The sequence below is a fragment of the Streptomyces sp. NPDC029159 genome (assembly GCF_055564055.1).
Genome location: NZ_JBVHWT010000009.1, coordinates 1 through 22,322, shown reverse-complemented (window position 1 = coordinate 22,322; position 22,322 = coordinate 1). Strand labels below are relative to the sequence as shown.

Here is a 22,322-nt window from a genome sequence, read left to right as displayed (position 1 = left end):
CGGAGCCCGCCATGAGTGATGCCACCGACCGTCCGGCCGAGCCGACGGCCGCTCCCGACGCCGACGCCTGGGAGACGGCCTGCGCCGAGGACCTCGCCGCGGAGAAGGCCCGCCGCCGTGCCGAGCAGGGCGTCCCGCCGGGCAGCGCCGCCGATGAACTGCGCAAGCTCGCCGACGCGGTGAGCGACAAGCTCGCCGGGATCCAGCTGCCCGGCGCGCTCGGCGGCGCCGCCGCGTCCACCGCCGTCAGCAGCCTGTTCCGCCAGGCCAAGGCCGCCGTCGAGCCGGTCGTCGAGCGCCACCCGGACGTCTTCGACCACCTCGCCGCCGCCGGTTCCGAGCTGCTCGCCGCCTACCGTTCCGCGGTCGAGAGCGGCGAGGCCCGCTGGACCCGCAAGGAGACCGGCGACCACCCCCGGCCCGCCGGCCGCCCCGAGGACCCCCGCGACGACGACGGCCCCACGGGCACCGAACGCATCGATCTCGACTGACAGGCCGGAGGGTCCCCCTCTCCCGCTCCGGTACGGTGGATCACGGCGGGGTTCGAGAGACAACTGAGGGACACATGGGACTCACCATCGGCGTCGACATCGGCGGCACGAAGATCGCGGCCGGCGTGGTCGACGAAGAGGGCTCGATCCTGGACACCTGCACGGTGCCGACCCCGCAGACCGCCGAGGCGCTGACCGACGCCATCGCCGACGCGGTCCGCTCCGTCGGCGCCGCCCACCGGGTGGAGGCCGTCGGCATCGGCGCGGCCGGATACGTCGACGAGAAGCGGGCCACGGTCCTCTTCGCGCCGAACATCGACTGGCGGCACGAACCGCTCAAGGACAAGGTCGAACAGCGCGTCGGCCTGCCCGTCGTGGTCGAGAACGACGCCAACGCCGCGGCCTGGGGCGAGTACCGCTTCGGCGCCGGCGCCGGTCACAGCGACGTCATCTGCATCACGCTCGGCACCGGCCTGGGCGGCGGCATCATCATCGGCAACAAGCTGCGCCGCGGCCGCTTCGGCGTCGCCGCCGAGTTCGGCCACATCCGGGTCGTCCCCGACGGTCTGCTGTGCGGCTGCGGCAGCCAGGGCTGCTGGGAGCAGTACGCCTCCGGCCGCGCCCTGCTCCGCTACGCCCGCCAGCGCGCCTCCGCCACCCCCAAGGACGCCGCGGTCCTGCTGGGCCTGGGCGACGGCACCCCCGGGGGCATCGAGGGGCGGCACGTCAGCGAGGCCGCCCGCCGCGGTGACCCGGTCGCCGTCGACTCCTTCCGCGAGCTGGCCCGCTGGGCCGGTGCCGGTCTGGCCGACCTCGCCTCGCTCTTCGACCCGTCCGCCTTCATCGTCGGCGGCGGCGTCTCGGACGAGGGCGAGCTGGTCCTCGACCCGATCCGCAAGTCGTTCCGCCGCTGGCTGGTGGGCAGTCAGTGGCGGCCGCACGCCCAGGTGCTCGCCGCCCAACTCGGCGGCAAGGCCGGGCTGGTCGGCGCCGCCGACCTCGCCCGCCAGGGCTGAACCACCGCCCGCCGCGTCCCGGACGCGGCGGGCGCCGCAGTTTCCGGGCCCCGTCGCCGGCACAAGGAGCCGCCGTGATGTCCGTGCTTCCCGCATCCCGTACCGCACCGGACGGTTCGGCCGTCGTACGGGTGCTCAGCTACAACATCCGCTCGCTGCGCGACGACGGGGCGGCCCTCGCCCGGGTGATCCGCGGCTGTGCGCCCGATCTCGTACTGATCCAGGAGGCGCCGCGGTTCTTCCGCTGGCGCAAGGCCGCCGAACGGCTGGCCCGCGCGAGCGGTCTGACGTATGTCACCGGCGGCGCCACCACCACCGGCCCGATGATCCTCGCCGCGCTCCGCGTCCATGTCGAGCGCACCGCTGACATCCTGCTGCCCCGCACCCCGGGCCTGCACCGGCGCGGCTTCGCCACCGCCGTCGTCCGCGTCGGCGGCGCCCGCCTCGGCGTCCTCAGCTGCCATCTCAGCCTCGCTGCCGAGGAGCGGTACGCGCAGGCCGGACGGTTGCTGACGGAGCTGGCGGCGCTGGACGTGCCGTACGCGGTGGCCGGCGGGGACCTCAACGACCGGCCGGACGGCCGGAGTTTCCGGCGGCTGTCCGGTGCGCTGACCGACGCCTGGGCCGCGCACCCGTGGGGCGGGGAGTTCACCTCGACGCCGCGCGAGCCGCACCAGCGCATCGACGCGCTCTTCACCACCGGCGGTGTGGAGGTGCTGGGCTGCGGCGTCCCGCACGGACTGCCCGGGGTGGACGCCGCGGATCTGACGGCCGCCACCGATCATCTGCCGGTGCTCGCGGCGCTGCGGATCCCGGCCGGCAGGACGTAGCGGTTCAGACCACCGCGCCGCTGCCCGGCGCCGGTCCGTCGCCGTCCTCGTCGTCGTCCTTCATCCGGGCGATCAGGGTGGCGAAGCCGCCGAGGAAGCCGCCGATGCCCAGGACCGTGATCCACCACGTCACCGGCTGCTGGAGCAGCACCATGACGATCAGCAGCAGCGGACCGCCGAGCACGGCGAGCCAGGCGAACTTCGCGGTGACGTCGGCCTGCGGGAGCGGGGGCGGCTCGGGCGGGGTGAAGTGGCCCTCGTCGTCCTCGTCGAAGTCGTCATCGGAGGGCTCGGCGGCGCTCCAGTCGCGCGGGCCGACGCCCGGCGCGTACACCACGAAGCTGCCGGGGGAGCCGGAGCCGGAGCCGGAGCCGGGCGCCGCGGGGCCGGGAGCCGCCTTCGGCCCGTCCTCCTCCGCGGCCTGCTCCTCGGCTCCGCCGTCCTCGTCCGGTGCGTCCGGCTTCGGTGCCGCGGTGCCGGGCCGCTCGCTCTCCGGTGCGGCCGTATCGCTCGTGGCCTGCGCGTTTGCGCCGGGCTTCCCGGAGTCGGCGGTCTCGCCCCGTACCTCCCGGCGGGCGTCGTCCCACGCCGGTTCCTCGCCGTAACCCGCGACGATCTGGGCCCAGGCGGCCTCTTCGTCCAGCGGGTCCTGGGGATCGCGAGGGCTACGCTCCGCCACGGGCCGCCGTCCTCTCGTCCGCCGGGTCGGTCAGGGCGCCCGGGGCCAGCCGCTCGATGAAGGCGGCGGTGTCCCGGAAGATCTGCTCGGCGTCGTGGTCGAGCGTGGCGACGTGGTAGCTGCGCTCCAGCAGCGTCCGGTCCACGTCCGTCGACGACACCCGGGCCAGGATCCGCTCGGAGTCGGCCGGCGGGACGACATGGTCCTGGGGGCTGGTCATCACCAGCAACGGCTGGGTGACCTGCGGGAGTTCGGCGTCCACCAGCCGGAAGAACTGCCGCACGGAGTACGCGGCGTGCAGCGGGACGCGGTCGTAGCCGACCTCCGCCATGCCCGGCGCGGCGATGTCGCTCGTCAGCCCCTTCGTCGTCGGGACGAGGTGGCGCAGCACGGGCAGCAGCCCGGCCATCGCGTCGTGCACCTTGTTGGCGGGGTTGACCACCACGACGCCGCTGATCGCGTCGCCGTGGCGGGCGGCGAGCCGCAGCGCCAGCGCGCCGCCCATCGACAGCCCGCAGACGAAGACCTTGGTGCACCGCTCGGACAGCGCCCGCAGCTCGCGGTCGACCTCCGCGTACCAGTCCTGCCACGTGGTGACCGCCATGTCCTGCCAGCGGGTGCCGTGGCCGGGCAGCAGCGGCAGCGCGACGCTCGCCCCGCGGTCGGCGAGGTACTCGGCCCAGGGGCGTACGGACTGCGGGGAGCCGGTGAAGCCGTGACATACGAGGACGCCGACCTCTCCGCCGTCACGGCGGAACGGCTCGGCTCCGGGAAGGAGCGGCACCGGGGAACTCCGATCGATGGGGGAACTCGCTCGTCACCTGCAGCGTACGCGGAGTGACGCCGGTGGGGTAAGGGCGATCGCGCGATGCGGGGGCCCGCCTCGGCCCGGACGGCGACCGGAGGCGACGAACCGGGCTCCGGGCCGGGTTAAGGTCTTTGCGTCACACACAGGAGGCAGTCGGTTGATCTACGGCGCAATGAAGTTCTCTCTCGGCGGTTCGCTCAAGCTGGCGTTCCGTCCCTGGGTGGAAGGCATCGAGAACGTTCCCGCCGAGGGGCCGGCGATCCTCGCGAGCAACCACCTGTCCTTCTCGGACTCCTTCTTCCTGCCCGCGGTCCTCGACCGCAAGGTCACCTTCATCGCGAAGGCCGAGTACTTCACCTCGCCCGGCGTGAAGGGCAAGCTGACCGCCGCGTTCTTCAAGGGCGTGGGGCAGCTGCCCGTCGACCGCTCGGGAGCGCGCGGGGCGGGCGAGGCGGCCATCAAGAGCGGTATCGAGGTGCTGGAGCGCGGTGAGCTGTTCGGCATCTACCCGGAGGGCACCCGCTCGCCCGACGGCCGCCTCTACCGCGGCAAGCCCGGCGGCCTGGCCCGGGTCGCGCTGGCCACCGGTGCGCCGGTCATCCCCGTCGCGATGATCGACACCGAGAAGGTGCAGCCGCCCGGCAAGATCGTCCCGAAGATGATCCGGCCCGGCATCCGCATCGGCAAGCCGCTGGACTTCACGCGCTACCAGGGCATGGAGGGCGACCGCTTCATCCTCCGCTCGGTCACCGACGAGGTGATGTACGAGATCATGAAGCTCTCCGGCCAGGAGTACGTCGACATCTATGCGACGGCCGCCAAGCGGCAGATCGCCGACGCGAAGAAGAAGGCCGAGGCCGAGGCGAAGAAGGCCGAGGGTCCTGGTAAAGGCAAGGGGCACGGCACGGACGGACCGGGTAAGGCCGAGGCCGGGGCGTAGGCGCGCCCGGCGAGGGGTGGGGGCCGGGGATGGCGGACACCGACAGCAAGGATCTGGGGAGCACGGCGGAAGCGGACGGGGCGGCGGCGGAGGGCACGGCGCCCGCCGCGCCGCGGCCGGGGCTGCGCATGTCCGTGGAGCTGCCGCTCTGGCGCGCGCTCACCGGCTACCGCATCCTCACGCTGATCTACACCTGCTGCCTGGTCGCCTCGCAGTACGAGAAGTACGTGCATCCGCTCGGCGCGGTCGGCTACATGGCGGCGCTCGCCGTCTGGACCGCGCTGACCTGGCGCCACACCACCTCGGCGGAGCGCTGCACCCGGCGCTTCCTCGCCGGTGACATCACCTTCGCAGTCGGCGGCATCCTGCTGACCATGGTCGTCGAGTCCCATGAGCGGATCATGGGCGGCGCGGCCACGCTGCCGTCGATCTGCACCGCGGGCTCCGTCCTCGGCTTCGCGATCAAGGGCGGCTGGCGGTGGGCGATGCTCGCCTCCAGCCTGGTGGCCGTCGCCAACCTCGTCGAACGCGAGGAGCTGGCCGGCAACACCATCCACAACGTCGTGCTGGTCTGGGTGGCGAGCGTGGCGATCGGCTACGTCGTCGAGGTGGCCCGCGACAGTGAGCGCACCCTCGCCCGCGCGCTCCAGATCGAGGCGGCCACCCGGGAGCGGGAGCGGCTGGCCCGCGACATCCACGACAGCGTCCTCCAGGTCCTCGCGATGGTGCAGCGCCGCGGCGCCGCGATCGGCGGGGAGGCGGCGGAGCTGGGCCGGATGGCCGGGGAGCAGGAGGTCGCGCTGCGGACGCTGGTGGCCGGCGGGCTGGTCCCGCATCCCCGAGCGGGCGCACCGGCAGCCGCCGCGGCGCCGCCGGTGGCCGCCGCGCCGCCCGCCGAAGCGGCGCAGGGCAGCAGCTGTGACGTACGGGCGCTGCTCGCCCCGTACGCCGGGAGCGGGGTGACGTTCTCCGAACCGGGCGCCGCCGTGGAGCTGCCGGCGCACGCCGCCGGGGAGCTGGCCGCCGCGGTCGGCGCCGCGCTGGACAACGTACGGGTGCACGCCGGGGAGGGCGCCCGGGCGTGGGTGCTGCTGGAGGACGAGCCGGAGGCGGTCGTGGTGACGGTCCGGGACGACGGCCCCGGCATCCCCGAGGGACGGCTCGACGACGCCGAGCGGGAGGGCCGGCTCGGGGTCGTCCTGTCGATCCGCGGGCGGCTGCGGGACCTGGGCGGCACCGCCGAGTGGCTGTCGGTCCCCGGACAGGGCACCGAGGTGGAGTTGACCGTACCCAAGGGCGCACCGCCCGAGGGCCGACGCGGGGGAAAGGCGCGCGCATGAGTGACCAGGACGGCACGGCTCCGGCAGGCGGCCACGGGATCCAGGTGATGGTGGTCGACGACCACCCGATGTGGCGCGACGCCGTCGCCCGGGACCTGGCGGCCGCCGGGTGCGAGGTGGTGGCCACCGCGGGCGACGGCCCCCAGGCGGTGCGCCGGGCCCGTGCCGTCGTGCCGCAGGTGCTCGTCCTCGACCTCAACCTCCCCGGGCTGCCCGGTGCGCAGGTCTGCAAGGAGGTCGTCGGCTCGCACCCCGGTGTGCGGGTCCTGGTCCTGTCGGCCAGCGGGGAGCACGCCGATGTGCTGGAGGCGGTGAAGTCCGGGGCGACCGGCTATCTGCTGAAGTCGGCGAGCACCGAGGAGCTGCTGGACGCGGTGCGCCGCACCGCCGCCGGTGAGCCGGTCTTCACGCCGGGGCTGGCCGGGCTGGTCCTCGGCGAGTACCGGCGGCTCGCGACGGAGCCGGCCCCCGCCACCGCGGACGAGCCGGGCGCCCCGAGCCTGACCGACCGGGAGACCGAGGTGCTGCGGCTGGTCGCCAAGGGCCTCTCGTACAAGCAGATCGCCGAGCGGCTGGTCATCTCGCACCGCACGGTGCAGAACCACGTCCAGAACACCCTCGGCAAACTCCAGCTCCACAACCGCGTCGAGCTGGTCCGGTACGCCATCGAGCGCGGGCTCGACGACGCCTGACGGCGGGGCGTGGCCGCGTCACCGCCGCGCCGTGCCCCCGCCCGTACGGGTGATCGTCCGGCGCCAACTCGCCCTGAGCGCACCGGAGTCGGCTGTACACCCATCCCGGAGTGACCCAGATCACGTCTAGCGTGACCGCATCGGTTCGTGCGGGGCCGCGCGCGGCCCTCTGACGGGATGTAGGTGAAGGCGATGCGGGTCGGAGTGCTGACCGGCGGTGGCGACTGCCCCGGTCTGAACGCGGTGATCAGGGCCGTCGTCCGCAAGGGTACCCAGGAGTACGGGCACACCTTCGCGGGCTTCCGCGACGGCTGGCGCGGAGCGCTGCGGGGTGACGTCCGCCCGCTGGACATCGCCGCGGTCCGCGGCATCCTGCCCCGCGGCGGTACGGTCCTCGGCTCGTCGCGGACCAACCCCTTCCGGGAGGAGGACGGCGTCCGGCGGATCACGGAGACGCTGGCGAAGGAGGAGGTCGAGGCGTTGATCGCGATCGGCGGCGAGGACACCCTCGGCGTCGCGGCAAGGCTCTGGGAGGAACACGGCATCCCCTGCGTCGGCGTCCCCAAGACCATCGACAACGACCTCTCGGCCACCGACTACACCTTCGGCTTCGACACCGCCGTCGGCGTCGCCACCGAGGCCATCGACCGGCTGCACACCACCGCCGAATCCCATATGCGGGTCCTGGTCGTCGAGGTGATGGGCCGCCACGCGGGCTGGATCGCGCTCCACTCGGGGCTGGCGGGCGGCGCCAACGTCGTCCTCATCCCCGAGCAGCGCTTCGACGTCGAGCAGGTCTGCGCCTGGATCGAGTCCCGCTTCCGGGTCCGCTACGCGCCGATCGTCGTCGTCGCGGAGGGCGCGATGCCCAAGGACGGCCAGATGGTGCTGAAGGACGGCAGCACCGACGCGTTCGGGCACGTCCGGCTCTCCGGGGTGGGGGAGTGGCTGGCCAAGGAGATCGAGCGGCGGACCGGCAAGGAGGCGCGGACCACCGTCCTCGGCCACACCCAGCGCGGCGGCACGCCCAGCGCCTTCGACCGCTGGCTGGCCACCCGCTTCGGACTGCACGCCATCGACGCGGTGCATGCCCGCGACTTCGGCTCGATGGTGGCGCTGCGCGGCACCGACATCGTGCGGGTCCCGCTGGCCGAGGCGACGGCGCAGCTCAAGACGGTCGATCCGGCGCTGTACGCGGAGGCGGGGGTGTTCTTCGGCTGACGGCACGGCGGCGGCGGGCGGGTGCGCTCCGGGGGCGCGCGCCACCGCCCCGGGCGCCCCGCCCGCCGTCGCTCCACCGGGCCCCGCCCGCCCGCGCCGCGGCGGTGCCCGGGCCCCCGCCCCGTATATTCGGCCCGGCGGACAAAAGCCGCGAAACGGTCGGGTGTGGGGCGAGGAGGAGAGCGGTATGGAGATCATCGCGTTCGGGGTGCAGACCGATGAACGGCCGCTGCTGGAGCGGGCGTTCGCCGACCGGCACCAGATCCGCTGCCTGGACGTCAACCTCGACCACGACACCGCGCCCATCGCCCACGGCTACGAGATCGTCACCACCGACGTCAACTCCGAACTCTCCGCCGAGGTCCTCCAGACCCTCTTCGTGGGCGGCACGAGGCTGATCGCCCAGCGCGCCACCGGCTACAACAACATCGACCTCCAGGCCGCCGCCGACCTCGGCATGACCGTCGGCCGGGTCGCCGCCTACTCGCCCTACGCCGTAGCCGAGTTCGCCTGGGCGCTCGCCCTCGCCGTCGACCGCCGGGTGATCCGCGCCGCCCAGCGCACCCGCCTCTTCGACTTCCGCTTGGATGGGCTGATGGGCCGCGACCTGCGAGGACGCACCGTCGGCGTGGTCGGCACCGGCCGGATCGGCGAGGCGTTCACCCGGATCGCGCACGGCTTCGGCATGCGCCTGCTGGGCTGGGACCTCGCCGAGAACCCGGCCTGCCACGACCTCGGGATGCGCTACGTCGACCGCGGCCACCTCTTCGCCGAATCCGACCTGATCACCCTGCACGTCCCGCTGACCGACACCACCCGCCACCTCGTCGACGCCACCGCGCTGGCCGCCATGAAGGACGACGCCCTGCTGGTCAACACCAGCCGCGGCGGACTCGTCGACACCGCCGCCCTCGTCGAGACCCTCAAGTCCGGCCGCCTCTCCGGCGTCGCCCTCGACGTCTACGAGGAGGAGGCCGGGATGTTCTTCCACGACCGCTCCCTCGACGTCGTCCGCGACGATGTCCTGGCCCGCCTGATGACCTTCAACAACGTCCTCGTCACCTCGCACCAGGCGTACTTCACCGCCGACGCGGTCGGCCAGATCACCGACGCCACCCTCGCCAACGTCGAGGACTACCTGGCCGGCCGCGGCGGTGCGAACCTCCTCGTCACACCAGGACGGCCGCCAGCAGCTGAGCGGTGAGCCGCGCCCCGTCCAGCGTCAGCACCGACTCCGGGTGGAACTGCACCCCGGCGAAGCCCGGCCCGCGCAGTGCGTGCACCTCACCGCTCACCTCGTCCCGGCTCAACTCCACGCGGTGCATGGCCAGTTCGGCGTCGGTGGCGTCGTCACAGCGGGCGGTGAAGGTGTTGTAGAAGCCGACGGTCTCCGGCCGCCCGAAGAAGTCGATCCGCTCCTGCGCCCCCTGGAACGGCACCTTCTTGCGGACGATCTCCAGCCCCAGCTCCGCCGCCAGCAGCTCATGGCCGAGACAGACCCCCAGGACCGGCCGGTCCGCCGCCCGCCCGACCACCAGCTCCGCGGCGAGCGACCGCAGGAAGCGCATCTTCGGGTCGCCCACGTCGGACGGATCGCCGGGCCCGGGGCCCAGCACCACCGGCCCCCGGTGCGCCCGCACCGCCTCCCGCAGCCCCGGCTCGTCGAACCGCCGCACCGTGACCTCCAGGCCCGACGTCCGCAGCAGATGCGCCAGCATCGCGGTGAAGGTGTCCTCCGCGTCCACGACCAGCGCATGGCCGCCCAGCGCCGCGGTCGGCTCGCCGGAGCGCATCCGCAGCCAGAACGGCGCCAGATCCGCCCGCCGCGCATCCAGCGCCGCCCGCACCCGCGGATCGTCCGCCAGCCGCGGCACCTCGCCCATTGCCGGCCGCTCCGGCGCCGGCCGCACCCCCAGCGCGGTGAGCACCCCCGCCGCCTTCGCATGGGTCTCGGCCACCTCGCCGTACGGGTCCGAGGCCCGCACCAGCGTCGCCCCGACCGGCACCCGCAGCCGCCCGCCCGCGTCGATGTCGGCCGTCCGGATGAGGATCGGCGAGTCCAGCGTCTGCGCCCCGGACGCGTCCCGGCCCAGCAGCGCCAGCGCGCCCGCGTAGTAGCCGCGGCCCCGGCCGTCGGCGGCGCGCGGCTCGTGGCGCTCGATGACCCGGCAGGCGTTCTGCACCGGCGAGCCGGTGACCGTCGCCGCGAACATCGTCTCCTTCAGCACCTCCCGCACATCCAGCGAGGTCCGGCCGCGCAGCTCGTACTCGGTGTGTGCGAGGTGCGCCATCTCCCGCAGCCGCGGCCCGACGACCACACCGCCGCCGTCGCCGACGGTGCACATCATCTTCAGCTCCTCGTCGACGACCATCGACAGCTCCTCGGCCTCCTTGCGGTCGCCGAGGAACGCCAGCAGCCCCTCGGCGGTGGGGCCGCCCGCCGGGTAGCGGTAGGTGCCGCTGATCGGGTTCATCACGACGGTGCCGCCGCCCGGCGCGTGAGGCCGCGCCCCGGTCATCCGCACATGCACCTCGGGGCTGGCGCCGACCAGCGTCCGCACCCCGGGCCGGTGCACCACGTACGTCCAGTACGCCCCGCGCTCCCCGGCCAGCAGCCGCCGGAACAGCGCCAGCGCATCGGCGGCCCCGAACCCGTCGATCGCGCCCTCGAAGGTCCGCCGGATCACGAAGTTGGCGCCCGCCCCGCTGCCGATCTCGTCCCGCACCACCCGCTCCACGATCTCCGCGTACGCGTCGTCGGCCACGTCGAACGCCCCGTCGCGCACCGCCACGTCGTGCGCCGGGAGCGCGGCCAGCACGGCGTCCAGCGGCAGCTCGTACGCGGTGTGCGGGCGCAGCACGGCCAGCGGGGTGCCGTCGTCGTGGGCGGTGAACCCGCGCTCGCGGATCTGCCGGAACGGGACCAGCGCCAGCGCGTCGGTGACCGGTGCGCCGGAGGCGTCCGGGCCGTCGCCGAGCGGGATGTCCGCCAGCTTCTCGACCTCGGTGACCTCGCCGATCAGCACCTCGACCGTGGTGCCGTCGCGCCCGGGCGTACGGCGGCGCAGCAGCGCGAACGGCGGACAGCCGGGGGCCAGCAGCCGCTGTACGACGGCGGCGGCGTCCTGCGGCGCGGGGGAGGGGGCGGGGTGGTGCATCCGGGGTTCCTTCCGGGAGGGAGGAACGGCCGGTGGAAACACCGAAGGCCGCCCCTCGGGCGGCCTTCGCGAAGTTCGAGTGAGTACGCGCGTGTCAGCGGGCCGCCGGATGAGCGGTCCACCACCAGTTCGTGACGTGCGGCGCGTACATGCCGGGCACCCTACCGGACCCCGCCGCGGCCCGGCGCCGCCGTCCGCACTCCGGACGGCGGTGTGCGGGCGCGCGGAGCGGCCCGGAACCGGCCGCGAACCGGCGCCGGGCCGGGTCCGGAGCACTCCGACGGCGGTTGCGGCCCGTCTCATACTCCGGGCGTGGCCCGGACACCCTCCCCGGACCCCGTAATGTGGACGGTGTGACCGTGAACGCTGATATCCACGCCGGTGGCAACACCTGGCGAGACCTGCCCGCGGCGCAGCAGCCCGACTGGCCGGACCACGAGGCTCTGCGCGATGTGATCGCGGAGCTGGAGTCCTATCCGCCGCTCGTCTTCGCCGGGGAGTGCGACCAGCTGCGCGAGCGCCTCGCGGCGGTCGCCCGCGGTGAGGCGTTTCTGCTGCAGGGCGGCGACTGCGCGGAGGCGTTCGACGCCGTCTCCGCCGAGCACATCCGTAACAAGCTGAAGACGCTTCTCCAGATGGGCGCCGTCCTGACCTATGCCGGGTCCGTCCCGGTGGTCAAGGTCGGCCGGATCGCCGGCCAGTACAGCAAGCCGCGCTCCAAGCCCACCGAGACCCGCGACGGCGTGACGCTGCCGACCTACCGCGGCGACTCCGTCAACGGCTTCGAGTTCACCGAGGCGGCCCGGATCCCGGACCCCCAGCGGCTCAAGCGGATGTACCACGCCTCCGCGTCGACGCTGAACCTCGTCCGCGCCTTCACCACCGGTGGCTACGCCGACCTGCGCCAGGTGCACGCCTGGAACCAGGACTTCGTGAAGTCGTCGCCCTCCGGCCAGCGCTACGAGGCGCTCGCCCGCGAGATCGACCGCGCGATGAACTTCATGAACGCCTGCGGGGTCGACCCGGAGGAGTTCCGCACCGTCGAGTTCTTCTCGTCGCACGAGGCGCTCATCCTCGACTACGAGTCGGCGCTCACCCGCACCGACTCGCGCACCGGGCAGCTCTACGACGTGTCGGGCCACATGGTCTGGCTCGGCGAGCGCACCCGCCAGCTCGACCACGCGCACGTCGAGTTCGCCTCGCGCATCCGCAACCCCGTCGGGGTGAAGCTCGGCCCGAACACCACCCCCGAGGACGCGCTGGCGCTCATCGAGCGGATCGACCCGGACCGCGAGCCGGGCCGGCTGACCTTCATCACGCGGATGGGCGCGGACAAGATCCGCGACCGCCTCCCCGAGCTGGTGGAGAAGGTCACCGCCTCCGGTGCGCAGGTCGCGTGGATCTGCGACCCGATGCACGGCAACACCTTCGAGGCGGCGTCGGGCCACAAGACCCGCCGCTTCGACGACGTGCTCGACGAGGTCAAGGGCTTCTTCGAGGTCCACAAGTCGCTGGGCACCCACCCGGGCGGCATCCACGTCGAGCTGACCGGCGACGACGTCACGGAGTGCGTGGGCGGCGGCGACGAGATCTTCGTCGACGACCTGCACCAGCGCTACGAGACCGCCTGCGACCCGCGGCTCAACCGCAGCCAGTCGCTGGACCTGGCCTTCCTGGTCGCGGAGATGTACCGCGACCAGTGAGTCCGTCCGTCGCGACGGGATGCGACACACCTGTGGGGCGCGGATCTGTGATCCGCGCCCCACGGCGTTGTCCGGCGTTGTCCGGCACCTCCGGCGACAGGTAAGGTAAGGGTTACCTCACTGACGATCAACGGGATCGACGAGGCCGACCTACGCGGAGGTGGACCGGGTGTACGTGTGCTCCTGCTTCGGCATCACCGAACAGCAGGTCCGCGAGCATGCGGACACCGGTGCCTGCACGCCCCGCCAGATCGCCTCCGCCTGCAAGGCCGGCACCGACTGCGGCGGCTGTGTCCGCCGCATCCAGGCACTGCTGGGCCGTGGCGCCTGCCCGCGCCGCGAGCTGATCGACAAGGGCGCCCCCGAACCGCTGGGCGCGGACGTCCCGCCGGTCGCCGCCGAGGCCCCGCCGGTGGCGGCGGAGATGCCGGTGGCGGAGTCCCTGCCGGTGGCCCCGGAGGTCCCGGTGGCCGGGCCGGCCGCGGCGCTGCTCCCGGTGGTGCCGGTGCCCCCGGCGTACCGCGAAGCGGCCTGACCGCTTCCGCGGGCGGCGCGCTCAGGTGCTGGGCTGCTCGACGAGCTGGGCGATGTAGAGCGGCTCGCCGAGCTTCTCCACCAGCTCCAACTGCGTGTCCAGATAGTCGATGTGGTGCTCCTCGTCGGCGAGGATGCTCTCGAAGATGTTGGCCGAGGTGATGTCGCCCTTGGTGCGCATCAGCTCGATCCCGCGCTTGAGCCGGTCGATCGCCTCGACCTCCACCTGCCGGTCCGCCTGGAACATCTCCGTCACCGTCTGACCGACGCGGACATGGAACAGCCGCTGATAGTTCGGCAGCGCCTCCAGGAAGAGGATGCGGTCGGTGAGAATTTCCGCGTGCTTCATCTCGTCGAACGATTCGGCGCGGGTGTACTTCGCAAGCTTCGGCCAGCCGAAGTTCTCCTGCATCTTCGCGTGCAGGAAGTATTGATTGATCGCGGTCAGCTCGGCGGTCAGCTGCTCGTTGAGGAATTCGATGACCTCGGGGTCGCCCTGCATGACAGCGGGCTCCTTCCGCGCGGTAACGGGCACGTGCGCCGCATCCTTGCATCGCCCGGAGCGTAACGTCCAGTAAGTGCACGCTTACTGTGGATTGCCCGTTTCGTCTGATGTTGGTCAGGGGCACCCCTTCCGGTCTGACACCATGGAGGCATGGGTCAGCCGGAAAGCCGCGAAGCGGAGCAACCTCCGCTGCCTCCCGGGCAGCGACTGCAACGGGGCTGGCCCGTCACGCACTACGGCCCGGTGCCGAAGTTCCGCCCCGAACGCTGGGAGTTCCGCGCCTTCGGCGCCACCGCGGACGGCGACAAACACTGCTGGACGCATGAGGAATTCGCCGCGCTGCCGTATACGACGGTCGTCGCCGATATGCATTGCGTCACCAAATTCAGCATGCTGGGCGCCGAATGGGGCGGCGTCCGTACGGCGACGATCCTCGCACTCGCACCGCCCGCACCCGAGGCCACCCACGTGATGGTCTGGGCGGAATACGGATTCAGTTCGAACCTGCGCCTTGAGGATTTCGCGGCGGAGAACTGCCTCTTCGCCACCCACCGCTCCGGCGAACTCCTCACCGCCGAACACGGCTTCCCGGTCCGGCTGATCGTCCCCCACCTCTACGCCTGGAAGGGCCCCAAGTGGGTCCGCGGCATCGAGTACATGACCGCCGACCGCCGCGGCTTCTGGGAGGAGCGCGGCTACCACAACCTCGGCGACCCCTGGCGCGAACAGCGCTACTCCTACCAGGAGGAACCGGGGGACGGGCCGGAGCTGTAGCGGCGCGGCCGCCGTGGCGCGTGGGCGCGCCCGGTGGCCCGGCTCGTACGGACCCGGCCCGCCGGCTCAGCCGATCGCGGCCGTCCGCAGCTCCTTCAGCCGGGCGACGTCCGCCGCATGCCCCTCCGGGCCGCCGGGCGTCTCGATCACCAGCGGTACGCCGTCCGTCGCGGGGTGGGTGAACAGCTCGGCGAACGGCTCCGCACCGAGGTGACCGGCGCCGATGTTGGCGTGCCGGTCCTTGTGGGCGCCGACGACGTCCTTGGAGTCGTTGGCGTGGATCAGCCGCAACCGGCCCTCGCCGGTGACCTCCGTCAACTCGTCCAGCAGCGCCTTCATCCCGCCCGGCGCGGCCATGTCGTGGCCCGCCGCGAACGCATGGCAGGTGTCCAGGCAGACGCCGAGCTTCGGATGGCGCTCCAGCACCTCGAAGTACGGCCCGAGATCCTCGGCGAGCGCGCACAGCGACGCGCCCTGCCCGGCGGTCGGCTCCAGCAGCAGCCAGGGGTCGTCGTCGTGCACCAGCTCCGCCAGCAGCGGCCGCATCCACTCCCCGGCCTGCGCCAGCGCCTCGGCGCGCGGCCGTCCGCCGGTCGCCGAACCGGTGTGCACCACCACCCCGCGCGCCCCGATCTCCCGGCCGCGGCGCAGCGAGTGCCGCAGCGACGCCACCGACTTCTCGACGGTCGCCCCGGTGTGCGAGCCGAAGTTGATCAGATAGGGCGCATGGACGTACGCCGGTATGCCCGCCTCCGCGCAACCGGCCCGGAACGCCTCGTCCTGCGCCGGGTCACCGGCCGTGGTCGCCCAGCCGCGCGGATTGGCGACGAAGACCTGGACCGCCTCACCGCCCATCGTGCGGGCATAGGGAAGACCGGTCTTGGCCAGGCCACCGGCGACCGGCACATGGCCGCCGACCGGATTACGGAGCCGGCCGCGCGCGGCGGCGTCTGCGGGGGAGGAAAGGTTGCTCACCCCACCAGGGTGCCAGGCCCCACCGACAACCCGGCCGGGGCCCGGCCCGGCACCGGCCGCCCTTACGGCGGCCGACCGGCCGGACCCCGTACGGGCACCCGGCGACGCAGCCCTACAGCGCGCCCTTGAGCTTGATCGTGATCGTGCTGCCCTTGGGCGCCTGCTCGCCCGGATCGACCGACTGGGACTCGATGGTGTCCTGCGGGAAGAGGAGAGGCTTCTTGACCTCCACCGAGAACCCGAGGTCGGTCAGGCGCTTCTTCGCGTCGTCGACGTTCTGCCCCGTCACCTTCGGCACCGTGACCATCTCCGGGCCCAGCGACAGCGTCAGCGTGACCGTGTCGCCCTTGCCGAGCTGCCCACCGGCGGGGGACTGCCGGGCGATGGTGCCCTTGTCCTCGGGGGAGTGGACCGCCTGGTCGGCGAACTTCACCACGAAGCCCTCGTCCCGCAGGGTCTCGGCGGCGTCGTCGCGGTCGTCGCCCGTCACATCGGGGACGTCCAGCGCCGTGCCCCGGCTCACCGTCAGTGCCACCGCGGTGTCGGGGTGCCGCTCACTGCCCGCCGCCGGGTCCGTCTCGATCACCGATCCCTTGGCGACCTCGTCGCTGAACGCACGGCGCGTCGCCCCGGGCACCAGCCCGCGCTCCCGCAGCGCACGCCGCGCGTCGGCCACCGGGGTGCCCGACAGGTCCGGGACGGTGACGATCTCCGGGCCGCGCGAGACCGTGAGGGTGACCGTCCCGGTGCCGCGTATGCGGGCGCCGGTGCCCGGGTCGGTGGCCATCACCCGCCCGCGCCGCACATTGGGGCTGTAGTCGCGCACCACCTTCACGCCGAGGCCCTCGTCCCGCAGCGTCCGCTCGGCCTTCGCCTGCGCCATGTCCAGCACCGCGGGGACGGCGGTGAACTGCCCGGCGGTGACGTACCAGATGCCGGTGCCGCCCCCGAGGACCAGCAGCACCGCGGCGAAGATCGCCACCAGCCGGCGCCGCGGATCGGCGAACGGTCCGCGCCGCGCGGGCGGCGCCGGGCGCAGCCGGGTGGTCGGCTCGGACGCCGGGACCTCCAGGCGGCTGGTGCGGTTCAGCCCCTCCTCCCCGGGCGCCGCGCCGATCGCCGCGAACCCGGGCAGCGGCGGCTGCACCACGGCGCGCGGCAGCACGCTCGTACGCTCCGTGCCGTCGCCCGCCACAACCTCCCTGGCCTGCGGCGGGACCGCGTCCAGCTGGGCGTCGGACAGGCCCTCCCGCGCCTCGCGCACCGCGGAGAGCAGCGCCACCGCGTCCTCGGGGCGGCCCTGCGGGGCGCGGGCGGTGGCCAGCGCGACCAGCGCGTCCAGCGGCGCGGCGAGGCCCGGCACCGCCTCCGACGGCGGGGCGACGTCCTCGTGCAGATGGCGGTGGAGCACCTGGGCCGCCGTGCCGCCGGTGTGCGGTTTGGCGCCGGTGAGCATCTCGTAGAGCACCACACCGCAGGCGTAGACGTCGACGCGGACGTCGGCGGCGCCCTCCTCGATCTGCTCGGGGGCGAGATACGAGACGGTGCCCAGGACCGCGCCGGTGGTGTCGGTGTGCGCGCCGACCGTGCGCACCAGACCGAAGTCGGCGACCTTGACCCGGCCGTCGTCGCCGATCAGGACGTTCTCCGGCTTCATGTCGCGGTGCACCAGACCCGCGCGGTGGGCGGCGCCCAGCGCGGCGAGGATCGGCTCCAGCACGTCCAGCGCGGCCCGCGGGCAGAGCGCGCCCCGCTCCCGCAGCACATCGCGCAGCGTGCACCCGGCGACGTACTCCATCGCCAGATAGACGTACGTGCCGTCGGTGCCCTGGTCGAAGACGCCGACCACATTGGGGTGCGACAGCTTGGCGGCCGACTTCGCCTCGCGGATGAAGCGGTCCACGAACGCGCCGTCCACGGCCAGTGACGGATGCATCACCTTCAGGGCGAGCACGCGGTCGAGCCGGGTGTCCAGGGCGCGGTAGACCGTCGCCATGCCACCGGCGGCGATGCGCGCCTCGACGCGGTACCGGCCGTCGAGCAACTGCCCGACCAGGGGGTCCTGAAGGGTCGTATCCACGGCAGACGAGTCTACGAGGACCCACCGACACCGCCGCCCGCCCGGCGGCCGTACGGGCGCACTGCGGCCGAACGGTGACCGGAAGCGGACGCGGGGCGACGGGACACGGCCCGCCGCCCCCGGGGAATCAGAACGCCGGGCGCTCCGGATCCAGCTCCGCGCGGCCCTCCATGGGCGACGACGCCAGCGCGAAGTGGCGGCGCGGGATGCGCCCGGCGCGGAACGCCAGCCGCCCCGCGTCGACCGCGTACCGCATCGACCGCGCCATCAGCTCCGGCTCCTGCGCACGGGTCACCGCCGACGCCAGCATCACCGCCGCGCACCCCAGCTCCATCGCGAGCGCCGCGTCCGAGGCGGTCCCGGCGCCCGCGTCGAGGATCACCGGGACCCCGGCGCGCTCGGTGATCAGCTGGAAGTTGTGCGGGTTGCGGATGCCCAGACCGGAGCCGATCGGCGAGCCCAGCGGCATGATCGCGGCGCAGCCCACGTCCTCCAGCTTCCGGGCCAGCACCGGATCGTCGCTGGTGTAGGGCAGCACCGTGAAACCGTCGTCCACCAGGGTCTCCGCCGCGTCCAGCAGCTCCACCGGGTCGGGCAGCAGGGTCCGCTCGTCGGCGACCACCTCCAGCTTGACCCAGTCGGTGCCCAGCGCCTCCCGGGCGAGCCGGGCGGTGAGCACCGCCTCGCCCGCCGTGAAACAGCCCGCGGTGTTCGGCAGCACCCGGATGCCGTGCCGGTCGAGGACGGAGAGGACCGAACCCTGGACGGTCGGGTCCAGCCGCCGCATCGCGACCGTCGTCAGCTGCGTACCCGAAGCCAGCAGCGCCCGCTCCAGGACGTCCAGGCTGGGCGCGCCCCCGGTGCCCATGATCAGCCGGGAGGTGAAGTCACTGCCGCCCAGGGTGAGGAGATCGTCGGCCATCGCTCAGCCCCCCTGGACCGCGGTCAGCACCTCGACGCGGTCCCCGGCGCCGAGCGGCGTGTCCGTCCACCGCGAGCGTGGGACGACGGTCTCGTTGACGGCCGCGGCGACCCCGGACGAGGCGGCGGACACCGTCGCCACCAGCCGGTCCAGGGTCAGCCCGCCGGGGATCTCCCGGGCGGTGCCGTTGACCGTGACCGTGACGGGGGCGGACGGGGTGGGGGAGGTCGGTGTGGTCATACCTGCTGCTCCTGGAGGACGCGTCCCGGGGCGGCCGGCGCACCGGCGCCCGGGGCGAAGCGGTCGGGGGAGAAGGGGCGGGCCTCCTCGGGCAGCCGCCCCGTGGTGAGCGCCTCGGCCAGCGCGTCACCGGTGATCGGCGTCAGCAGCACGCCGTTGCGGAAGTGCCCGGTGGCCAGCAGCAGCCCGGGCAGCGCCGTCGGGCCGAGCAGCGGCGCGTTGTCCGGCGAGGTGGGCCGCAGCCCCGCGCAGGTCTCCACCAGCGGCAGCTCCGTCAGGCCCGGCACCAGCTCGTGCGCGTCCCGCAGCAGCTCGTAGACGCCGCCCGCGGTGACGGTGGTGTCCCAGCCCAGCTCCTCCGTGGTGGCGCCGACGACCAGCTCGCCGTTCTCCCGCGGCACCAGATAGAGCGGCCCCCCGCGCACCACGGCCCGTACGGTGCGCGACAGGAACGCCGGGCTCCCCTGGGGCATGCGCGGCAGCCGCAGCCGCAGCACCTGGCCCTTCACCGGGCGCACCGGCGGCCGCACCTCGTCCGGCACCCCCGCCAGCCGCCCGCTGAGGCTGCCCGCGGCCAGCACGGTGCTGCCCGCCGGGACCCGGGTGCCGTCGGCCAGCTCGGCGCCGGTGGCGCGCCCCGCGGCGACCGTCAGGCGGGCGGCGCGGGTGCGGTGGAAGGCCACCCCGGCCCGCTCGCACGCCACCAGCAGCGCCGCGGTCAGCCGCCGCGGGTCGGTCTGGTGGTCACCGTCGACCCGCAGGCCCCCGCGCACGCCCGGCGCGAGCATCGGCTCCAGGCGCCGGCACTCACGCCCCGACAGCCAGACCGACTCCAGCCCGCACCGCACCTGGAGGGAGTGGAGTTCGCGCAGGTGGGCGCGGTCGTCGGCGTCCAGCGCCACGGCCAGGGTGCCGCAGGCGCGGTAGCCCGCATCCAGGCCGCTCGCCTCCTCCAGCTCCGCCACGAAGTCCGGGTAGCGGCGGGCGGAGGCGAGGTTGAGGCCGAGCAGCGTCTCCTCGCCGTGGTGGAGCTCGGTGACGGCGGCGAGCATCCCGGCCGCGACCCGGCCCGCGCCGCCGCCCGGCTCCGGATCGGCCAGCGCGGTCCGCAGCCCGCGCCGCGCGGCCCGCCAGGCGGTGACCAGCCCCATGAGGCCGCCGCCGATCACCAGGACGTCGGGGTGCGGCGGATCCGTCGGGTTCGGTGGTGTGGCAGATGGAGGCATGGGCGTCCAGCCCCTCCCTTCGCCGGCATGACCCGGATCAGGTTCGTACGGTCGGAGGCCGGTCAGCCTCCCTCTCAGCCCGGTACGCCGGGCTCCCGCGAGTGCGTGTCCGCCTCACCCTAGTACCCGCGCCCCAGGCCCCGTAAGGCGGCGGCCGGGGAGCGGACGGGCCGTCCGGGGGAGCTGCGACCGGTCCGTAACGCTGTGTCAGAGATCTCCTTGCGCGGTGCTGCGGACCGCTTCGCGCGCCGTCCTAGAGTGACCGGGTGAGCGAGCAGAGGAAGTCCTCCCAGGCCCCTGACCACACGCCGCGCGTGGTGATCGCCGGTGCGGGTATGGCGGGCGTGCAGACCGCCGTCGCGCTGCGCGAGAACGGCTGGCACGGTGCGATCACCGTCTTCGGCGACGAACCGCACCCGCCCTACGACCGGCCGCCGCTCTCCAAGGCGGTCCTGCTGGGCAAGGCCGACGGCGCCGCCTTCGACGTCGACTTCCGCTCCCTCGGCATCGAACTGGAACTGGACCACCCGGTGACCGGCATCCGCCCCGCGGAACACCAGCTGGACACCGCGCGCGGCCCGGTCCGCTACGACCACGCCGTCCTCGCCACCGGGGCCGCACCCCTGCGGCTGCCCGGCACCGAGGGGCACCCCGGGGTCCACCTGCTGCGCACCCTGGACGACGCCCGGCGGCTGCAGCCCGTCCTGGCCGGGCGGAGCGAGATCGTCGTGGTCGGCGCGGGCTGGATCGGCGCCGAGTTCGCCACCGCCGCGCGGGAGGCGGGCTGCACCGTCACCGTCGTCGAGGCCGCCGACCGCCCGCTGGCCGGGGCGCTGCCCGCCGAGGTCGCCGCCCACATGACGCCCTGGTACGCCGCGGCCGGTGCCGAACTGCGCACCGGGGCGCGCGTCGCCACCGTCGAGGAGCGCGGGGTGTTGCTGGACGACGGCACCGCGCTCCCCGCCGACGCCGTCCTCGTCGGCATCGGCGCCCGCCCCGCAACCGGCTGGCTGGCCGGCTCCGGCATCGCCCTCTCGCCCGAGGACGGCTCGGTCCTCGCCGACGACCGGCTGCACACCTCCGCCCCGGACGTCCACGCCGTCGGCGACTGCGCCTCCTTCCCCTCCGCCCGCTACGGCCGCAGACTCCTCATCCACCACTGGGACAACGCCCTCCAGGGCCCCCACACCGTCGCGCAGAACATCACCGGGGACCCCGCCGAGGCCGCCGTCTACGACCCGGTCCCGTACTTCTGGTCGGAGCAGTTCGGCCGCTTCGTCCAGTACGCGGGCGACCACGGCGGCGCCGACGAACTGGTCTGGCGCGGTGACCCGGACAGCGCCGCCTGGTCCGTCATCTGGCTGCGCGACGGCGTCCTGGTGGCGCTGCTGGCGGTCGGCAGACCCCGCGACCTGGCCCAGGGCCGCCGCCTCATCGAGCGCGGCGCCGCCCTGGACCGGGTGCGGGCCGCCGACGCGTCCGTCCCGCTCAAGTCCGCGGTCCGCTGAGCCGTACGGGCGTACGGGGACGGGCCCGGCGCCCCGCGCACCGGGGCGGCGGCACCCCCGCGCGGCCCTCTCCGGCGATGCCCGGCTACCGACTGTCAGTGCGAGGTGGCACGCTTGTCCTGTGACCGAGATTGACGCAAACATCGATGGACTCGTCCCCGCCTGGCTCACCCTCCCCGACATCGCCGAAGAGCTCGGCGTCGAGGTGACGCGCGTCCGGCAGCTGGTCAAGGAGGGCCAGCTGATCGCGGTGCGCCGCGGCGAGAACAGGGCACTGCACGTGCCGGCCGAATTCATCCAGGACGGCAAGGTCGTCAAGGGCCTCGTCGGCACCCTGACGCTCCTGCGGGACGACGGCTTCGCCGACGACGAGATGCTGGAGTGGCTCTTCACCGCGGACGACACCCTGCCCGGCACCCCCGCGCAGGCGCTGCGGGAGAACCGCGGCACGGAGGTGAAGCGCCGGGCGCAGGCGCTCGCCGTGTGACGCCCCGGGGGTGTCTCTCCCCGGAATGACGCCCCGGGCGGGCCGCACCCCGGCCCGCCCGCACCACCCGCATCCGTAAACCGCTACCGAAGTGGGGGGGGGGGGGGGGGGGGGGGGGGGGGGGGGGGGGGGGGGGGGGGGGGGGGGGGGGGGGGGGGGGGAGCACCTCCTCCTCTTCGCTCTCTCCTCACTC

At 73.9% G+C, this 22,322-nt stretch carries 23 protein-coding genes and 1 riboswitch; of the genes, 13 read left to right on the top strand and 10 right to left on the bottom strand.

Annotated features, from left to right (window positions below; genetic code table 11):
• The first annotated feature begins 11 nt into the window (after positions 1–11).
• The 3 genes from ACZ4U4_RS18755 (at position 12) to ACZ4U4_RS18745 (ending at position 2,337) form a co-directional block, all read left to right on the top strand.
• The gene (locus tag ACZ4U4_RS18755) at positions 12–491 is read left to right on the top strand and encodes a DUF5304 domain-containing protein (protein WP_467875291.1); all 480 of its coding nucleotides are present in this window, start codon (positions 12–14) and stop codon (positions 489–491) included.
• Between the two features lie 74 nt (positions 492–565).
• Complete coding sequence (locus ACZ4U4_RS18750; RefSeq protein ID WP_467875288.1) at positions 566–1,507, top strand: ROK family glucokinase; 942 nt, start codon at positions 566–568, stop codon at positions 1,505–1,507.
• Between the two features lie 77 nt (positions 1,508–1,584).
• Complete coding sequence (locus ACZ4U4_RS18745) at positions 1,585–2,337, top strand: endonuclease/exonuclease/phosphatase family protein (protein WP_467875285.1); 753 nt, start codon at positions 1,585–1,587, stop codon at positions 2,335–2,337.
• A gap of 4 nt (positions 2,338–2,341) precedes the next feature.
• On the opposite strand, the gene ACZ4U4_RS18740 is transcribed toward ACZ4U4_RS18745, so the two are convergent.
• Positions 2,342–3,016 carry a hypothetical protein gene (locus tag ACZ4U4_RS18740; RefSeq protein WP_467875283.1) on the bottom strand — a complete coding sequence of 225 codons (675 nt, stop codon included), beginning with the start codon at positions 3,014–3,016 and terminating at the stop codon, positions 2,342–2,344.
• Positions 3,003–3,800, bottom strand: a complete 798-nt coding sequence (locus tag ACZ4U4_RS18735; RefSeq protein WP_467875279.1) for an alpha/beta hydrolase — start codon at positions 3,798–3,800, stop codon at positions 3,003–3,005. The genes ACZ4U4_RS18740 and ACZ4U4_RS18735 overlap by 14 nt, the downstream gene beginning before the upstream one ends.
• A gap of 196 nt (positions 3,801–3,996) precedes the next feature.
• Here ACZ4U4_RS18735 and ACZ4U4_RS18730 point away from each other — a divergent pair, with 196 nt between their 5' ends.
• The 5 genes from ACZ4U4_RS18730 (at position 3,997) to ACZ4U4_RS18710 (ending at position 9,221) form a co-directional block, all read left to right on the top strand.
• A complete protein-coding gene (locus ACZ4U4_RS18730) occupies positions 3,997–4,764 on the top strand; it encodes a lysophospholipid acyltransferase family protein (protein WP_467875875.1) in 768 nt (255 codons plus the stop codon).
• Positions 4,765–4,793: 29 nt separating this feature from the next.
• Positions 4,794–6,104: a MacS family sensor histidine kinase gene (gene macS, locus ACZ4U4_RS18725; protein WP_467875276.1), complete on the top strand. Its 1,311-nt coding sequence runs from the start codon at positions 4,794–4,796 to the stop codon at positions 6,102–6,104.
• A complete protein-coding gene (locus ACZ4U4_RS18720; RefSeq protein ID WP_467875273.1) occupies positions 6,101–6,796 on the top strand; it encodes a response regulator in 696 nt (231 codons plus the stop codon). The genes macS and ACZ4U4_RS18720 overlap by 4 nt, the downstream gene beginning before the upstream one ends.
• Before the next feature lie 192 nt (positions 6,797–6,988).
• Positions 6,989–8,017, top strand: coding sequence for a 6-phosphofructokinase (locus tag ACZ4U4_RS18715; RefSeq protein WP_467875271.1), 1,029 nt, complete (start codon positions 6,989–6,991; stop codon positions 8,015–8,017).
• A gap of 187 nt (positions 8,018–8,204) precedes the next feature.
• Positions 8,205–9,221 carry a 2-hydroxyacid dehydrogenase gene (locus ACZ4U4_RS18710; protein WP_467875269.1) on the top strand — a complete coding sequence of 339 codons (1,017 nt, stop codon included), beginning with the start codon at positions 8,205–8,207 and terminating at the stop codon, positions 9,219–9,221.
• Here the strand turns inward: ACZ4U4_RS18710 and ACZ4U4_RS18705 are convergent.
• Both ACZ4U4_RS18705 and ACZ4U4_RS18700 read right to left on the bottom strand, forming a co-directional pair.
• Positions 9,187–11,175, bottom strand: coding sequence for an anthranilate synthase family protein (locus tag ACZ4U4_RS18705; RefSeq protein WP_467875266.1), 1,989 nt, complete (start codon positions 11,173–11,175; stop codon positions 9,187–9,189). The two genes, ACZ4U4_RS18710 and ACZ4U4_RS18705, sit on opposite strands and share 35 nt — an antisense overlap.
• A gap of 94 nt (positions 11,176–11,269) precedes the next feature.
• The gene (locus ACZ4U4_RS18700) at positions 11,270–11,326 is read right to left on the bottom strand and encodes a trp operon leader peptide (RefSeq protein WP_384598785.1); all 57 of its coding nucleotides are present in this window, start codon (positions 11,324–11,326) and stop codon (positions 11,270–11,272) included.
• Positions 11,327–11,528: 202 nt separating this feature from the next.
• Here ACZ4U4_RS18700 and ACZ4U4_RS18695 point away from each other — a divergent pair, with 202 nt between their 5' ends.
• Positions 11,529–12,878 carry a class II 3-deoxy-7-phosphoheptulonate synthase gene (locus ACZ4U4_RS18695; RefSeq protein WP_467875264.1) on the top strand — a complete coding sequence of 450 codons (1,350 nt, stop codon included), beginning with the start codon at positions 11,529–11,531 and terminating at the stop codon, positions 12,876–12,878.
• Positions 12,879–13,047: 169 nt separating this feature from the next.
• Positions 13,048–13,413 carry a (2Fe-2S)-binding protein gene (locus ACZ4U4_RS18690; protein ID WP_467875262.1) on the top strand — a complete coding sequence of 122 codons (366 nt, stop codon included), beginning with the start codon at positions 13,048–13,050 and terminating at the stop codon, positions 13,411–13,413.
• 21 nt (positions 13,414–13,434) lie between these two features.
• Here the strand turns inward: ACZ4U4_RS18690 and bfr are convergent, their stop codons facing one another.
• On the bottom strand, positions 13,435–13,914 hold the full coding sequence (bfr, locus tag ACZ4U4_RS18685) for a bacterioferritin (RefSeq protein ID WP_467875259.1): 480 nt from the start codon (positions 13,912–13,914) through the stop codon (positions 13,435–13,437).
• A 153-nt stretch (positions 13,915–14,067) separates the two neighbouring features.
• On the opposite strand from bfr, the gene ACZ4U4_RS18680 reads away from it, so the two are divergent.
• Complete coding sequence (locus tag ACZ4U4_RS18680; RefSeq protein ID WP_467875256.1) at positions 14,068–14,691, top strand: sulfite oxidase-like oxidoreductase; 624 nt, start codon at positions 14,068–14,070, stop codon at positions 14,689–14,691.
• Positions 14,692–14,757: 66 nt separating this feature from the next.
• Here ACZ4U4_RS18680 and ACZ4U4_RS18675 read toward each other — a convergent pair whose 3' ends face one another.
• The 5 genes from ACZ4U4_RS18675 to thiO form a co-directional block, all read right to left on the bottom strand.
• Positions 14,758–15,666 (bottom strand): deoxyribonuclease IV, encoded by a 909-nt coding sequence (locus ACZ4U4_RS18675; protein WP_467875253.1) that lies wholly within the window; start codon positions 15,664–15,666, stop codon positions 14,758–14,760.
• Between the two features lie 112 nt (positions 15,667–15,778).
• Positions 15,779–17,746: a Stk1 family PASTA domain-containing Ser/Thr kinase gene (pknB, locus tag ACZ4U4_RS18670; RefSeq protein ID WP_467875251.1), complete on the bottom strand. Its 1,968-nt coding sequence runs from the start codon at positions 17,744–17,746 to the stop codon at positions 15,779–15,781.
• A 127-nt stretch (positions 17,747–17,873) separates the two neighbouring features.
• A complete protein-coding gene (locus ACZ4U4_RS18665) occupies positions 17,874–18,668 on the bottom strand; it encodes a thiazole synthase (protein WP_467875248.1) in 795 nt (264 codons plus the stop codon).
• 3 nt (positions 18,669–18,671) lie between these two features.
• Positions 18,672–18,908: a sulfur carrier protein ThiS gene (thiS, locus tag ACZ4U4_RS18660; RefSeq protein ID WP_467875245.1), complete on the bottom strand. Its 237-nt coding sequence runs from the start codon at positions 18,906–18,908 to the stop codon at positions 18,672–18,674.
• On the bottom strand, positions 18,905–20,134 hold the full coding sequence (thiO, locus tag ACZ4U4_RS18655; protein ID WP_467875242.1) for a glycine oxidase ThiO: 1,230 nt from the start codon (positions 20,132–20,134) through the stop codon (positions 18,905–18,907). The genes thiS and thiO overlap by 4 nt, the downstream gene beginning before the upstream one ends.
• Positions 20,132–20,243, bottom strand: a riboswitch (TPP riboswitch). Its footprint overlaps the gene before it by 3 nt.
• A 157-nt stretch (positions 20,244–20,400) precedes the next feature.
• Between thiO and ACZ4U4_RS18650 the strand changes: the two genes are divergently transcribed.
• Positions 20,401–21,642, top strand: coding sequence for an NAD(P)/FAD-dependent oxidoreductase (locus ACZ4U4_RS18650; protein WP_467875239.1), 1,242 nt, complete (start codon positions 20,401–20,403; stop codon positions 21,640–21,642).
• Between the two features lie 121 nt (positions 21,643–21,763).
• Entirely contained in the window at positions 21,764–22,129 is a 366-nt protein-coding gene (locus ACZ4U4_RS18645) for an Rv2175c family DNA-binding protein (RefSeq protein WP_467875237.1), read from the top strand.
• Positions 22,130–22,322 lie beyond the last annotated feature (193 nt).